Genomic DNA, 14,944 nt, shown 5'->3' on the forward strand with positions numbered 1-14,944 from the left:
TATTTTTTTTATGCAGTTCTTACTTTTAAATGTTGTTTTCGTTTTACATTTAAACCAATGAACAACGGTTTTATAGTAGGTTGTGATTCAATAATAAATTTCTTCGCGATCATAGGCACAGCTAAACCAATCATTGTGTACAATAACGGTCCATAATCGAAAAACTGTGAAAAAACAGCATTTGCAAAAATATGGATGTACATAATTGTTAATGATTCTTTACCAAATATTGTGCAAGGCTGAATAAATTGTAGTTTTGCTAGCTTTTGACATAAATAAAGTACGGCAATCGTCATTGTTATTGGAATTAAAGCATCTAAAAATAGATGGTTATATCTTAAATATTTAAGACTTAGATGATAGTCTAATTTATTCAATTCATATAAGGTCATATAACCGATGCTAAGCGTAATACATGATATTCCAAGGATGTTAGAAATTGACGTAATCAATTTTTTTGTAAAGAATCCTAACCCTAAAAAGAAAATAGCTAGTAGAGCAACATCCATATTCCAAGGAATCGAAATTTGATTAAAGGTATTTTTACCAATTTGTGGAATTAATTTAATTGTTTCAAAATGTGCAAGCAAATAGCATGCAATTACGATGCATAGACGGGTACTATTCTTTTTAAAGTATAAACAGATTAACGCAAATAATATTTGTGTAATAAATAAACATGTCACATACCAAAATACGCCATGGACTCCTGTAATAAATCTACCACCAATTAACAATGAAAAGACTTCTTTTGATAAATTTGATTGGTTAATGGTTCCGTCTATTACCTCAATTGTCACGTTATATAAACTAAATAAAACTAAATACGTACAGTAGGGTACAAGCAATCTACATGTTAGTTTTTTTATAAAAAATTTGAGTTCATTTATTGAATTGACCGGTTTAAATAAATAGCCACTAATAATAAAAAATAGAGGCATATGGAACCAGTAAATAAATGTAATAGAATTCGGACCTTCTGTAGAATGACCATAAACAACCAAAAAAATGCCGATCATTTTGGCAACATCCAACCATTTTTCACGTTCTATTTTCATTTTATCACCTTGTTTTTATGGCTCGCTTAAAGTAAAAAACTTCAAATCATAGCCAATTTTTTTTAATAGTGTCCAACATATTGTAACTGATGAGTATTACAAAGTGACAACATGGACGTTACAATCAAGTTATAAAATGTAAATGAATATTTCATAAATGCTACAAATAAGTTCGGACATTAAGTGTAGCACCGGATGATACGTGTTGGTAAAAAATGTAAATTTTTATTAAAAATTATTAATAATCAGTTCTTTCGACAAATAAATTATGTTTAGCATTATATACTTAGCAGGCTGAAATATAAAAGATAATACACTTTTTAAATAATCATTTAATTAGTCGAGGTGAAGGAAAAACAATGGGCTCAATTATTAAAGTTGAAAATCTTAAAAAGAGATATGGAGATTTTTACGCTGTAAATGGAATTAGTTTTGAAGTTGAAAAAGGTGAAGTATTTGGATTACTCGGTCCAAATGGAGCTGGTAAATCTACGACAATGGAAATGCTTGTAGGATTAAGAAAACCAGATGAAGGTACGGCTACTATTGCAGGACATGTGATCGGTAAAGACTCATATAAAATCAAACAAGAGATTGGAATACAACTCCAATCAACATCGTTATTTGAACTGTTAAAAGTAAAGGAAATCATTGAAATGTATGCAAGCTTTTATCCAAGTCATATTCCGATTCAACCGTTAATCGATGAAATGCTTTTATCTGAAAAACAAAATAGTCTAGTAAAAGGATTATCAGGGGGACAAAAGCAGCGTTTAGCGATTGCGTTAGCATTAATTCATGATCCACAAATCATATTTTTAGATGAGCCAACTACAGGACTTGATCCACAAGCTCGTAGAACGTTGTGGGATATCATTTTAAAACTAAAAGAACGAGGTAAAACAGTAGTTTTATCAACCCACTACATGGATGAGGCTCATGTACTAGCTGATCGCATAGGTATCATGGATAAAGGCAAATTAATTGCGCTTGATACACCGAACAACCTAGTTAGTTCAATTTCTGCAGAGAGTGCGATTGAATTTAAGACAAAACTACCAGAGCAAGAAGAAAAGTTCTCACATTTAGACAATGTAATGAATGTCGTGATTAATCATGATTTCGTAACATTATATACTCGTAACTTACAAGCTTCATTAATGGCCTTACTTGAGTATACAAAAGAACAAGATATGAAGATTTCGGATTTATCGACTAGAACTGCGACTCTTGAGGACGTATTTTTACATATGACTGGAAGGGGGTTACGTGAAGAATGAAGGCTTATTATCAATTGACTTTAGCGCAACTCCGGATTTATGTACGTAATCGTCAAGCACTAATTTGGACACTATTATTTCCTTTTTTCTTTATGATTATTTTTGGATTAATGTTTAATGATGGGAATACAACTAGTTATTCAGTAAACCTAATTGATTATGACAACAGTCAAGTAAGTAAACAAATTACAACTGTTTTAGATAAACAAAAATCGCTTAAAATTCATAAAAAAACAAATGAATTAAAGTCTAGGAAATTATTATCTGATGGTAAAACTGATTTTGTAATCGTCATTAACAAAGGATTTCAAAATCAAGTTACATCCAAACAACAATCCGCTCCTGCACAAATAAAAGTACTTTATAATGAAAGTAATGCGGGCCAGCTTCAAGGTGGAATAGCAACGATTACAGCATATGTTGATGCCGCTAGTAAACAAATGGCAGGGTATACACCTAAAATCGTAACAGACTTTAAAGGTGTAGCTGGAATTACTCTTTCATATTTAGATTTTTTAGTGCCTGGGATTATTGCAATGCAAATTATGAATAATAATATGAATGGTGTCGCAGGACAAATTGCGTCTTGGAGAGAACGAGGCGTTTTAAGACGAATGCAAGGCACCACATTAAGAGCATCAACGTTTATTGCCGCGCAAATTACAGCAAGGCTAATCTTGAATAGCTTACAAGCCATCTTAACAATCCTAATTGGCTATTTTGGATTCGATGTAAGTATTCGCGGATCATTCCTATTAGTAGTATTGTTTGTAGTATTAGGTACATTAACATTTATGAGCATTGGATTTATAATAGCAAGTTTAGCGAAAAGTCCAGAAAGTGCTGGACCAATTGCAGGCTTCATTTCATTCCCACTTATGTTTTTAGGTGGAGTATTTTTCCCTGTAAATAATATGCCCGAATATTTACAACCGATTATAAAGACGATTCCAATTACGCACTTATCAACTGCAATGCGTGACATCATGAATGTCGGAGCATCATTTGGAGATTTACTTCCAGATTTCGGCTGGTTATGTGTCTGGATGGTCGTAAGCTTCTTAATCGCTGCACGTACTTTTAGATGGGAGTAAGGGCAGAAACTAGATAATGAATTTTGCAGAAAAAACTTTCGCTAATTTGGTGAAAGTCTTTTTTATTTTCCCAGTTCTTTATCCCGACTCTTCCATTCCTGCCTTTAAGAATAGTTATGCATTATTTATTGCATACTATTTAAAAATTAAGATTAGGTGAGTTATAGGTGAGTTCAATATTTGAAATCTATTTTCGTGATATAAAGCGGGTTATAACAAATTGGGCTGCATTGATGATTATCATTGGATTAATTATCATGCCCTCAATGTATGCATGGTTTAATATAAAGGCTTCTTGGGATCCGTACGGCAATACAAAGGGCTTAAAAATCGCAATAGTAAATGAGGATCGTGGTGCTACTGTCTTAAACAATAAAATTAATATCGGAAACGAAGTAATACATTCTTTAAAACAAAATCCTTCTTTAGGCTGGAGATTTACAAGTAAGCAAGTCGCAAATGAAGGGGTTAAACAAGGAAAATATTACGCTAGTATTTTAATACCGAATGATTTTTCAAATAAAATTAGCACAGTTTTAACAGATCATCCTCAAAAACCTGAACTAGTTTATCAAGTTAATGAAAAGCTAAATATTGTTGCGCCGAATTATACTGAAAAAGGTGCAACAAGTATTGCGAGTGAGATTACAAAGAAATTTGAAAAGACCGTAAGTAAGGAAGTATTGCAGGAGTTTAATAAAATAGGAATTGATTTACAAGCAAATTTACCTGAAATAAAAAAATTTGAGCAAATGGTTTTTAAGCTTGAAAAAGATTTACCCGAAATAAAAACAACTGTGAATACAGCCTTAAATGACTATAAAAAAGTACAAAGCGTTATTCAAACTACAAAAAAAGACATGGAATTGATTAATAACATCGTAGCAAATGGTGAAAAATTAACGGCTAGTTTAAGTGGGTTTTTTAATCAAATTAACCAAGCAGTTCAAGATTCAACTCCACTTATTAAAGAGACACTTAACCTACTCCAGAACCAGTCTGCTGTGATACAAAGCACATTATCACAATTACAGAATCAAACGATTAGTCAAGACGAATCCATGAGGCTATCAAATGAAATCGGAAAAATACTACCGAATTTAAGAAATATGGTTTCTTCTTTAAATCAAGTTCTTCAATCGTTTAATAGCTTAGGTACTACAGCAGATTTTAGTAAAAATATTAGTGCAATAAAAGATCTAGAAGCAGATTTAATCACAATTCAAAATGAGAATGCTCAATTGAAAAGTGCAATACAAAGCGGAAACGACCTACCGAATGATTTACTTCAAAAAATGAATGAGAGCGCGGCAAGTATAAATAACAAGATAAACAGTTTAACTGGAAATTTTGATCAAGATTTAGCGCCAAAAATAAGTGAAGCTTCAAGATTGGTGAATGAATCAATAAAAAATACCCAGACTGTTTTAGCTGATGCAAAAACGAGTATACCTACAATAAAAGGTGTACTCCAAGACACATCAAATTTATTAGCAACGAAGAAGGGGGATATACAACAATTAGTAAATGAGTTACCAATAATGGAAGCGAAAATAAAAAAAATAGCTAATGAGATTAGAAAGGCTAAAGAAAAAGGAAGCATAGAAGATCTAATTAATTTTCTACGAACAGATATAGAAAAGGTAAGTGACTTTTATTCCAGCCCAATCGCAATAAAAAAGGAGCGGATGTTTCCAATACCGAATTATGGTACAGGTTTGACCCCTTTTTATACAACATTGTCGTTATGGGTAGGAGCTTTATTAATGGTATCGTTATTAACTACAGAAGTTCATGAAGAAAAGCCATATAAAAGTAGAGAAGTTTATTTTGGAAGACTATTGACCTTTATTACTATTGGGGTATTACAGACATTAGTGGTGACTATTGGTAACTTCCTGATACTAGGTACTTATGCAGCAAGTAAAGGTTATTTTATCTTATTTGCACTATTGATTAGCATTGTATTTACGTTTATTGTTTATACGCTTGTTTCGGTTTTCGGAAATATTGGGAAAGGCATCAGTATTATCTTTTTGGTTCTCCAAATTTCTGGGGCGGGAGGAGTTTATCCGATTCAAGTAACTCCGCCATTTTTCCAAAAAATAAACCCGTTTTTACCTTTTACATATGCATTAAGCTTGTTAAGGGAGGCGACTGGCGGAATCGTTTGGGAAACCATTTATAAGGACCTACCAATACTAGTTCTTTTTGTCATCATTGCAATCATAGTGGGGGTTATTCTTAAAGCACCTATTAATAAAAGAGCAAGTAAAATTGTGGAGCTTTCCAAGAAGAGTAGACTTATCCATTAGTCGTTTGAATAAATAAATTCATATAAAAATCATTGAACTGTTTTGCCAAGTGCTATAACATAGATAAAAGTTATATCTTCATAGCTATTAGGAGAAGTAGGTGTTTTGTATGAAATTATCAGTTGTTGTATATTGTTATAACAATGGAGAAAATTTTGAGAGATTTCACGTTAATTTATCAAATACAGTAAAGTTACTTAAAGAAGATTATGAAATTATCTATATAAACGACGGAAGTGATGATGATACACTACTAGCACTTCAAGTTGTTGCAAATCATAGCAGTCATTTGAAATATATCTCGTTTACTCGCCGCTTCGGAAGAGAGGGAGCAATTTGTGCTGGACTTGAGCATGCAAAAGGCGATGTAGTCATCCTAATGGATGGAAACTTTGTACATCCACCAAATGTTATTTTAGAGATGATGGATGAATACAAAAAAGGACATAACCATGTAGTTGCATCAAAAAAATTAGAGAATTCAGTTCTAAAAAAAGCGAAAAAAGGCATTTTGGAGAAGGTCATTAAAAAATTTGTGGATCCTGATATTTTGCAAAACGAATCAGACTTTCGTTTGTTAAGTAGAAAAGTAGTGAATGCTATTTTAAGCATGCCAGAATCAAACCGTTATTCAAAAGGTATTTTTAACTGGATTGGTTACAAAGTAAAAACGATTGAGTATGAAATAACATCAAGAATCATTAACAAAGAGTCAGAAGTAAAGAGACTAGATTCGATAAAAAGATCCATTGAATATATATTGTGTTTCAATACAAGGCCATTGAGGTTGTTAACGAAAGTCGGATTATTATTAATTGGTATAAGTCTTGTAATCTTTATTATTATGAGCTTTAAAGTTCTTTTAGTTGGAATTAGAATTCCTGGATTATATACGATTTCCAATTTCATTATGTTATTTGGCGGAGTTCAAATCTTGATGATTGGAGTATTAGGCGAATATTTAGGTAAGATATATTACGAAACAAAAAGAAGACCCCAATACATTATTGAGGCTTCAAGCTTTGATGAAGATTAAATTTTGCGATATGATAAATTTGGAAATTCGACAAGAATCTTGTCGAATTTCTTTTTTCGTTACATAATATTTAAAGATAGAATAATATTTTAATGAAAGCTTGGAGAATAATATGGGGAATATATATAAAGCTATTCCGGGGGTAGTTCTTTGCCTTATTATTGCACTTATTAGTGAAACACTTTCTTATATATTGCCGGTTGGAGCAGCTACATTTTCAATATTAATCGGGTTGATTGTCGGTAATACAATACACTTAAAGTCTTATTTTGAAGGCGGTAGAAAGTTTGCAGAAAGTAAATTATTAGAGGTCTCAATATTTTTATTAGGAGCAACGATCAGCATTCAAATGATTAGCTTACTAGGATTAAAAGGAATTTTGTTAATCGTGATACAAATGTGTTTAGTCATTATTTTTACGATTTGGTTAGGCGAAAAATTAGGTTTTGGTTTGAATTTTAGCTATTTAATGGCAAGTGGAAATGCAGTTTGTGGTTCGTCAGCAATTGGCGCAACGGCCCCAGCTATACAAGCCACTCAAGAAGAAAAGGGACTGGCTGTGACGCTTGTAAATATGATGGGAACAGTCTTAATGTTTATACTGCCTTTAATAGCATCTGTATTATATCACTCAGAAACATTGCCGACCTCTGCACTAATCGGAAGTACATTACAATCAGTGGGACAAGTAGTTGCTAGTGGTAGTTTAGTGAATGATGAAGTAAAGAATTATGCCACTTTATTTAAACTGATTCGCGTAGTTTTTCTAGTTTTTGTAGTTTTTAGCTTATCTACTATAAAAAGAAGACACTTAGCGGAAGATTCTATTGAAAAAGTAAAAATCCAATTTCCTTGGTATGTAATTGGATTTGTCATCCTTTGTGTTTTTTATAGTTTAGGAGTGCTACCAAGTTGGGCTGCGAATATTTCAAATAAGACTAGTCACTTATTTGAAATTATTGCACTCGATGCAATTGGATTAAATGTAAATATAAAAATGATCATTAAACAAGGGAAGTCTCTTTCACTTTATGCATTAAGCATCGTAGGTTTTCAAATCATTATCGCAATTTTACTAATTCAAGTAATCTATTAATAGACGCGAACAACGACAAAAAACAACAAATCATATCTATTTCTCGGGAAATTTCGTCAGGAAAGGTGGTATTTCATTGCTTCAACTATCATCAAATTGGAGAGAAAAATTAAAACCAGAGTTTGAAAAACCGTATTTTAAAGATTTATTGCAATTTCTTGAGAAAGAATACAAGGAACAAACAATATACCCTGCCAAAGAGCATTTATTTCAGGCTTTAAACGAGTGTTCATATGAAAATTGTAAAGTAGTGATTATTGGACAAGATCCTTATCATCAGCCAGGTCAAGCGCATGGGTTAAGTTTTTCTGTATTACCGGGAGTAAAAATACCGCCTTCTTTAAGAAATATTTATAAGGAGTTAAATAGTGATTTAGGGTTAGAAATACCAACGAGCGGATATTTAAATAATTGGGCAAAGCAGGGGATTTTATTATTAAATACTGTTTTAACTGTTCGTGAAGGGGAACCAAATTCCCATAAAAATAAAGGATGGGAACTATTTACGAATACAATCTTATCCGAGTTAAATAAGCAAGATCGTCCGATTATTTTTGTTCTATGGGGTAAACATGCCCAAGCTAAAGAAGAATTGATTACGAGTAACCACCATGTAATATTAAAAGCTCACCATCCAAGTCCATTGTCAGCTAGTAGAGGATTCTTTGGAAGTAAACCATTTTCACAAATTAACCAAAAACTAGTAGAACTTCAACTAGAACCGATTGACTGGACAGTAGAGTAGTCAATAAATGAGTTTTAAAAAAGGGTTGTCTTTTTGGACAACCCTTTTTTGTATTTATTAATTACTCAATATAAACTCTTCAACAACTTTAGCCACGCCATCTTCGTTATTTGTAGCAGTGACATAATCTGCTTGTTGTTTAATTTCTTCTGGAGCATTTCCCATCGCAACGCCTAGTCCTGCAAATTTAATCATCGGTAGGTCATTATATCCATCTCCTACAGCGATTACTTCGTCCTGTCGAATTCCTAAAATTTGAATTAAGTGATTTAGACTTTTACCTTTATCTACTTCACTGTTCGTTAGTTCTAAAAAGAATGGCTTCGAGCGCATGACACTAATTTTACCTTCAAGCTCTTTTTGGAGAATTTTTTCAACTTGTGCTAGCTTTTCTGGATCCTCTAACATTAACAATTTCACAACGTCATTTTGCACGTGCTCGGTAAAACTACTTACTTCTTTAATCGGCATGCCTGTGAGCTGGCCTTCAATATCAGTATATTGATTCCCTTTTTCTGTAATAATATCATTTTCTACATATGTATGAACGAAGACATTATGTTTCTTACTAATCTCATAAAGTTCATGTGCTTGCTCTTTTGTTAGTGTACATTCATAAACATTATTTTTTGTTCGATAGTCAGTAATGATTCCTCCGTTAAATGATAGGACATAGCTACCATAATCATGTAGTAATAGTTCCTCAGCTAACTTATGCATTGCAAAGGTTGGTCTACCGGAAGCTAACACTACTTTTATACCCATATCTTGAGCTTTGAGTAAAGCTTCCTTCGTTCTTTGCGAAATAACATGTTGATCTGTTAAAAGTGTGTCATCGATATCCAAAACGATCATTTTATAGTTCAAATTTCATTACCTCCTAAAAATTAACTTTTTTAGTATACCACCGTTCGATTAAAATAGTGCTTAATTTGGTTGGTATTCGCTTTCAGAAAAAAGCCATAGTATAATAGGGTTTATTGGATTGTGTTAATAAAGTTTGGTGGTGATTTATCTGAATATCAGTGTAGAAAAAGTAATCCAGCAAATTGAAAATGAGTTACATAAGGCAAAAGTAAGTACGCAAAAACCTGGACAATTTCGAGAAAGAATTGCCAGTATTCGTTCTTTATGTGAGTTACTTCTTGAAGACGAGAGCAGTGTAGAAGTTCCAAAGAGTATAGTAACTAGTAGTATCGTTCAATCAATACCAAGTCAGCCTATTATGTCCGGACCTTCTGTTATGCCTATATTGGATGACTCGGAACAAAGTGGATCATTATTAGATTTTTAAGATAAAGGGGGAGAAGAAGTGAAACTATTTTTCTTATTCGGTAGTATTTTTGCATTTTTATCGATCGCATTAGGTGCATTTGGAGCACATGGACTTGAGGGGAAAATTTCCGAAAGATCACTTCAAATTTGGCAAAAAGCTGTTCAATATCAAATGTTCCAAACAGGTGGACTATTTATTATTGCATTTTTAATTGATAAATTTGGTTCAACAACTCAATTAATGTGGGGTGGATGGTTATCAATAATTGGGATTATCTTATTCTCAGGGAGCTTGTACATATTAAGTGTATCTGGAATTAAAATACTAGGTGCGATTACTCCATTAGGTGGTTTAGCTTTTCTAATTGCTTGGATTTTAGTGGGAATTTCAGTAATGAAATAAAAAAAGTGTTCAATAAAAGTGCAATTATTGCACTATATTGAACACTTTTTTTAAAGTTGATAAGGCAAAGCTATTTCTTCGTCAAACGTAACGTAATCTAAGTAAATTGTCAACAGTATGAAAGTTTTGGTTGTATTTACATCTCTGAGTACAATATGATCACGTCCAGCTCCCATAATATACCCTACAAATACTTGTTGTTGGTGGCCAGTGAAAGTCATATAAACCGTAGCAACTTTCCCACGATTGGCTCTAAGTATATTTTCTACATAGGATTGTTCAAAAAGACCAGAGGGGGTGGTAACTTGACCTTGTTGGGTAATCATACCACCTGATGGGGCTGCAAATCCTTGCCCCTGTCCGGTTTGTTGTCCTTGCCCTTGGGCAGGTTGCGCCGCACGATAAAGATTTGGATAATATTCGTAAGGATTACTCAAAGAAAAAACCTCCCTTAGTTAAATCATTTTAAACACTGTAAACTTTAGGACAATCTTCAGCAGTCGGTTGATAAAAGCAATGCGACTTAAATCTTCCCGCTAGTTTTTGGTTAAACCAAGTTCCTGGGCATGAACCTGCAGGTCTGAAGAACCATAGGCCATAAGTAGCTGGCCAAAAACGTTGAGCCGCTATTACTCTTCTAGATAGTTCAATATCTTGGTCCCTGGCACGTTGGTAAAAGTAAGATTTTTGAACAGCTTCAAATCCACCAGGATTTTGATAAACCATATCTGTTATACTTCGAATGTCTCTAAAATCTAAGCAATCACATAAAACCCTATTTACACAGACATTTCCAACCATTAACATACCTTCTTTACCTTCGCCTTCAGCTTCAGCACGCATTAATCTTGCAAGCAAAGAAACCTCGGCATCGGTATAACGAATTACAGCCATAAAAAAGCCTCCTCATCCGAATTAAATATTCTGCATGAATCCCATTGGTGATCGGAAAGCGAGGACTAATTAGTTCGTTCACTACTGTAACTATATTAAAATTGAAAGAAACATATGACTTCTTTTCCAACAGGAAAATAAAAAAACTTCTCAAAAAAGAGAAGTCTTTTAATTTATATACTATGACTGATCGTATACAATGGATACCCTCAAGCGTTCAATTATACGTAAAGATATTTTGAGAATGCGTCCTCTTTTAGGATCGTTCCAACAAAGAATGAACCAAATACTCCATAACGAGCACTTACTTCATCAAAGCGCATTTCATAGATTAATTTTTTGAATTGAAGTACGTCTTCAGAGAATAAAGTAACGCCCCATTCATAATCATCAAAACCTACAGAACCAGTAATAATTTGTTTAACCTTACCAGCGTAAGTGCGACCAATTTTTCCGTGGCTGTACATCATTTCTTTACGAGCACCTGAAGGAAGCATGTACCAATTATCTTCGCCTTCACGTTTTTTATCCATTGGATAGAAGCATACGTATTGAGATTTTGGTAAAGCAGGGTAAAGTCTAGCGCGAACATGCGGATTTTGATATGGATCACCATCTTCTTCGCTTAAGTAATTACTTAATTCAACTACAGAAACGTATGAATAAGTTGGAATCATATATTGAGATAATGTAGTTTTATTAATTTCTGTTTCAATATGTAATAACTCATCCATTGTAGGTCGTAAAACCATAAACATAATGTCTGCTTTTTGACCTAAAATATTGTAAATAGCATGGCTACCTTCACCAGAATCAGCAACTTGATTCCATTTTGAGAAAACTTGTTGGAACTCTGTAATTGCTAGTTGACGCTCATCACTACCTAATTGTTTAAAAGCATGCCAATCCATACTTCTAAAATCATGTAAACAATACCAGCCATCTAAAGTTTTTGCAGCTTCACTCATTTTAAATCCCCCAAACGTTATCGTATTGATTTTCATTTATATAGCATACTACAAATAAAAGTATTTTGTAAAAACATACAAAATTATACAATATCCAAATTTAGTTAGAAAATTAGGAATTAATTTACTTTAAATGATAGCGCTTTATTAAATATATTATATTTTTCATTATTCTAAAAAGGTTTTATTCTAATTATGTACAAATAAAATAATTTTAAAGATTTTGGAGGCTATTATGAGCAATCTATTTGAAAGCATTAAACAAAAAATATCAGGTAAAGGTATTTCGATTGTTTTACCAGAAGGTACAGATGAGAGAATCTTAACTGCAGCTGACAGACTAGCGAAAGAAGATGTATTAAAACCGATTTTAATAGGTAACGTAGAAAGCGTAAAAGAAAAAGCAAGTAGCTTAGGTTTAGAACTTCAAGGAGTAGAAATTTTAGACCCATCTAATTATGAAGAAATGGAGCAATTAGTTGCATCATTTGTTGAACGCCGTAAAGGAAAAGCAACAGAAGAGCAAGCTCATAAAGCATTATTAGATCCAAACTACTTTGGAACGATGTTAGTATATGCTAACAAAGCTCATGGTTTAGTTAGTGGTGCTACACATTCAACAGCAGATACAGTACGACCAGCGCTTCAAATCATTAAAACAAAACCAGGCGTTACAAAAACATCTGGTGTATTTATCATGGTTCGTGAGGATGAGAAATACGTATTCGCAGATTGCGCGATTAATATTGCTCCAAATAGCCAAGACATAGCTGAAATTGCAATTGAAAGTGCAAAAACTGCTAAACTATTTGACATTGACCCTAAAATTGCAATGTTAAGCTTTTCAACTAAAGGATCTGCAAAATCGCCTGAAACTGAAAAGGTTGCTGAAGCAGTTAAAATTGCAAAAGAGCTTGCTCCTGAATTAACTTTAGATGGCGAGTTCCAATTTGATGCAGCATTTGTACCATCTGTTGCAAAAAGCAAAGCTCCTGATTCAGTTATTCAAGGTGATGCTAATACATTCGTATTTCCAAGCTTAGAAGCAGGTAACATTGGTTACAAAATTGCTCAACGCTTAGGTAACTTTGAAGCAATCGGACCGATCCTACAAGGCTTAAATATGCCTGTTAATGACCTATCACGTGGTTGTAACAGTGAAGACGTTTATAAATTATCAATCATCACAGCTGCTCAGTCACTATAATTAAGACAGAGTTAAGAAAAAAGAGTGCCCTAAAGTCAATGAACTTTAGAGCACTCTTTTTTTATTGGAACACTTTGTGAAATCAGTTTACTTATTAATAAAACCTAAATTTAAGAAAAACCAAAAGGAATACTAAATTACCTTTTGGTTCAGAGTGTTGAAATATATTGTAGTCAATATTGAAAAATACTAACATTAAAGAAATTCTATGAAAAAAGAGTATATTTATTATTGTTTTATCTGCCATCTTATTGATAAACAAGTGATTTTGGTTGCTATATAAATGTTTTAACTAACTTGCAAAAATTAAAATGTCTTCTTTTTTGACGGCCAATATATGTAAAGATGTGTAAGTGTTATCATAAGTTACCATTTGATTATAAAGGATAATTCATTATTTCAATTAACTATTCTATTATTTTTAAGATTATTCTTTTTTTTATAAAGAGCTTGATTGGAACGAAAGGGTGCTCGACTCCTATGGGAGAAGCGGGAAGGCTGAGACCCCACAGGCGGCGCCGAGGAGGCTCAGGTCTCGCCCCTGGAAAGCGAGCACCCTGTAGTGGAAATCAATATGACACAACTTACTTATCAAAGATCAATCCAACATTTATTTGACAAATTCTTTTTTCAACAGTAAAAACCAAAAGGAATATTAAATTACCTTTTGGTTTTTCATTTTAAAGAATCCTTTTGTTCTTACGATTCTTGCATAGAACTTATTTCCGAATTACGATCAATCATTCGTTGCAAATGGTAATTATATAATTCTATTTCATCATCAAGTAAGGAGTTAGGCGATAATTTTGGAGTTAATTTTATTAATGATTGAAGTAGTCTTGTCATTACATCCGTCACTGTAAGATTTAATGATAGTAGTTCGGAAAGAGATGCCATTGTTTCAGGAATAATTGTAGGATATTTAAATGAAGTTTCTTTGTTATCAATCGCAATTTCATAAAAATCTTTAATAATAGAAGCACGTTTTGATCCACTTTCGTTAATACATAAATAAATTTGAACAGCAACCCCTTTACGTATCCGACGTTGAGAGATTCCCGCAAATTTCTTGTCATCAATACTTAAATCAAAATCTCCTGGACAATATGATCCGACTATCTCTTTTGCAACTATTTTATCTGTTAAATCCTTAAACATATCTTGAATTAGTGCATACATCGTTTCATAGCCATCATTAATTTGCAGCTTATGTTCAGCCTCTGGAAAGAGGATAGATATATTTAGAACACCTTCATCTAAAACGACAGCAAGCCCACCTGAATTTCGTACGATTGCTTTGTATCCATGGTTATTAAGAAATTTAATTCCATTTGTAAGATTCGGTAGTCTAGTATCTTGTATTCCTAGAACTATTGTATTGTGGTGTACCCAAGTTCGAATTGTTGTTGGAGACTCCATTTTCCCAATTTTTGTACATAATGTGTCATCTAATGCAAAAGATTGGATCGCCTCAAAGGATGGCCCTAAAGTTGATCCATCTATAAAACGTATTTCATCTGTTTGTAACCGATTCAAATGTTGATTCATTAAATAAGCCCCTTGCGTTTTGCGT

15 protein-coding genes are annotated in these 14,944 nt (G+C 33.0%); 9 read left to right on the top strand and 6 right to left on the bottom strand.

The features are described 5' to 3' along the window. Positions 1 to 8 precede the first annotated feature (8 nt). On the bottom strand, positions 9 to 1,058 hold the full coding sequence (locus tag EP747_RS09360) for an acyltransferase family protein (RefSeq protein ID WP_129689641.1): 1,050 nt from the start codon (positions 1,056 to 1,058) through the stop codon (positions 9 to 11). Positions 1,059 to 1,417: 359 nt separating this feature from the next. On the opposite strand from EP747_RS09360, the gene EP747_RS09365 reads away from it, so the two are divergent. The 6 genes from EP747_RS09365 to EP747_RS09390 all read left to right on the top strand — a co-directional run bounded on the left by EP747_RS09365 (position 1,418) and on the right by EP747_RS09390 (position 8,624). Continuing rightward, positions 1,418 to 2,338, top strand: coding sequence for an ABC transporter ATP-binding protein (locus EP747_RS09365; protein WP_129689642.1), 921 nt, complete (start codon positions 1,418 to 1,420; stop codon positions 2,336 to 2,338). After that, the gene (locus EP747_RS09370; RefSeq protein ID WP_129689643.1) at positions 2,335 to 3,432 is read left to right on the top strand and encodes an ABC transporter permease; all 1,098 of its coding nucleotides are present in this window, start codon (positions 2,335 to 2,337) and stop codon (positions 3,430 to 3,432) included. The genes EP747_RS09365 and EP747_RS09370 overlap by 4 nt, the downstream gene beginning before the upstream one ends. Before the next feature lie 167 nt (positions 3,433 to 3,599). Further along, positions 3,600 to 5,747, top strand: a complete 2,148-nt coding sequence (locus EP747_RS09375; RefSeq protein ID WP_129689644.1) for a YhgE/Pip domain-containing protein — start codon at positions 3,600 to 3,602, stop codon at positions 5,745 to 5,747. 109 nt (positions 5,748 to 5,856) lie between these two features. Beyond that, on the top strand, positions 5,857 to 6,783 hold the full coding sequence (locus tag EP747_RS09380) for a glycosyltransferase family 2 protein (protein ID WP_129689645.1): 927 nt from the start codon (positions 5,857 to 5,859) through the stop codon (positions 6,781 to 6,783). Positions 6,784 to 6,895: 112 nt separating this feature from the next. Next, on the top strand, positions 6,896 to 7,879 hold the full coding sequence (locus EP747_RS09385; RefSeq protein WP_129689646.1) for a YeiH family protein: 984 nt from the start codon (positions 6,896 to 6,898) through the stop codon (positions 7,877 to 7,879). A 76-nt stretch (positions 7,880 to 7,955) separates the two neighbouring features. Next, entirely contained in the window at positions 7,956 to 8,624 is a 669-nt protein-coding gene (locus EP747_RS09390) for a uracil-DNA glycosylase (RefSeq protein ID WP_129689647.1), read from the top strand. Between the two features lie 57 nt (positions 8,625 to 8,681). Here the strand turns inward: EP747_RS09390 and EP747_RS09395 are convergent, their stop codons facing one another. Next, entirely contained in the window at positions 8,682 to 9,491 is an 810-nt protein-coding gene (locus EP747_RS09395) for a Cof-type HAD-IIB family hydrolase (protein ID WP_129689648.1), read from the bottom strand. 139 nt (positions 9,492 to 9,630) lie between these two features. Here EP747_RS09395 and EP747_RS09400 point away from each other — a divergent pair, with 139 nt between their 5' ends. Both EP747_RS09400 and EP747_RS09405 read left to right on the top strand, forming a co-directional pair. After that, positions 9,631 to 9,918: a YwdI family protein gene (locus tag EP747_RS09400; protein ID WP_129689649.1), complete on the top strand. Its 288-nt coding sequence runs from the start codon at positions 9,631 to 9,633 to the stop codon at positions 9,916 to 9,918. An 18-nt stretch (positions 9,919 to 9,936) separates the two neighbouring features. Then, positions 9,937 to 10,302: a DUF423 domain-containing protein gene (locus EP747_RS09405; protein ID WP_129689650.1), complete on the top strand. Its 366-nt coding sequence runs from the start codon at positions 9,937 to 9,939 to the stop codon at positions 10,300 to 10,302. Between the two features lie 50 nt (positions 10,303 to 10,352). On the opposite strand, the gene gerQ is transcribed toward EP747_RS09405, so the two are convergent. The 3 genes from gerQ to hemQ form a co-directional block, all read right to left on the bottom strand. After that, a complete protein-coding gene (gene gerQ, locus EP747_RS09410; RefSeq protein ID WP_235832808.1) occupies positions 10,353 to 10,739 on the bottom strand; it encodes a spore coat protein GerQ in 387 nt (128 codons plus the stop codon). 28 nt (positions 10,740 to 10,767) lie between these two features. Further along, positions 10,768 to 11,196: a cell wall hydrolase gene (locus tag EP747_RS09415; RefSeq protein WP_129689651.1), complete on the bottom strand. Its 429-nt coding sequence runs from the start codon at positions 11,194 to 11,196 to the stop codon at positions 10,768 to 10,770. Between the two features lie 221 nt (positions 11,197 to 11,417). Further along, the gene (gene hemQ / locus EP747_RS09420; RefSeq protein WP_129689652.1) at positions 11,418 to 12,164 is read right to left on the bottom strand and encodes a hydrogen peroxide-dependent heme synthase; all 747 of its coding nucleotides are present in this window, start codon (positions 12,162 to 12,164) and stop codon (positions 11,418 to 11,420) included. A 235-nt stretch (positions 12,165 to 12,399) separates the two neighbouring features. Here hemQ and pta point away from each other — a divergent pair, with 235 nt between their 5' ends. Further along, entirely contained in the window at positions 12,400 to 13,371 is a 972-nt protein-coding gene (gene pta, locus EP747_RS09425) for a phosphate acetyltransferase (protein ID WP_129689653.1), read from the top strand. A 699-nt stretch (positions 13,372 to 14,070) separates the two neighbouring features. On the opposite strand, the gene EP747_RS09430 is transcribed toward pta, so the two are convergent. Continuing rightward, complete coding sequence (locus EP747_RS09430) at positions 14,071 to 14,919, bottom strand: lipoate--protein ligase family protein (protein WP_129689654.1); 849 nt, start codon at positions 14,917 to 14,919, stop codon at positions 14,071 to 14,073. Positions 14,920 to 14,944 lie beyond the last annotated feature (25 nt).

The organism is Gottfriedia acidiceleris (assembly GCF_004138285.1).
Taxonomy (GTDB): Bacteria; Bacillota; Bacilli; order Bacillales; family Bacillaceae_G; genus Gottfriedia; species Gottfriedia acidiceleris_A.

Excerpts from the sequence above, each read along its gene's own strand:
- EP747_RS09360 (WP_129689641.1), bottom strand. The coding sequence starts at position 1,058 with ATGAAAATAGAACGTGAAAAATGGTTGGATGTTGCCAAAATGATCGGC.
- EP747_RS09380 (WP_129689645.1), top strand. The coding sequence starts at position 5,857 with ATGAAATTATCAGTTGTTGTATATTGTTATAACAATGGAGAAAATTTT.
- EP747_RS09370 (WP_129689643.1), top strand. The coding sequence starts at position 2,335 with ATGAAGGCTTATTATCAATTGACTTTAGCGCAACTCCGGATTTATGTA.
- pta (WP_129689653.1), top strand. The coding sequence starts at position 12,400 with ATGAGCAATCTATTTGAAAGCATTAAACAAAAAATATCAGGTAAAGGT.
- EP747_RS09365 (WP_129689642.1), top strand. The coding sequence starts at position 1,418 with ATGGGCTCAATTATTAAAGTTGAAAATCTTAAAAAGAGATATGGAGAT.
- hemQ (WP_129689652.1), bottom strand. The coding sequence starts at position 12,164 with ATGAGTGAAGCTGCAAAAACTTTAGATGGCTGGTATTGTTTACATGAT.
- EP747_RS09385 (WP_129689646.1), top strand. The coding sequence starts at position 6,896 with ATGGGGAATATATATAAAGCTATTCCGGGGGTAGTTCTTTGCCTTATT.
- EP747_RS09430 (WP_129689654.1), bottom strand. The coding sequence starts at position 14,919 with ATGAATCAACATTTGAATCGGTTACAAACAGATGAAATACGTTTTATA.
- EP747_RS09415 (WP_129689651.1), bottom strand. The coding sequence starts at position 11,196 with ATGGCTGTAATTCGTTATACCGATGCCGAGGTTTCTTTGCTTGCAAGA.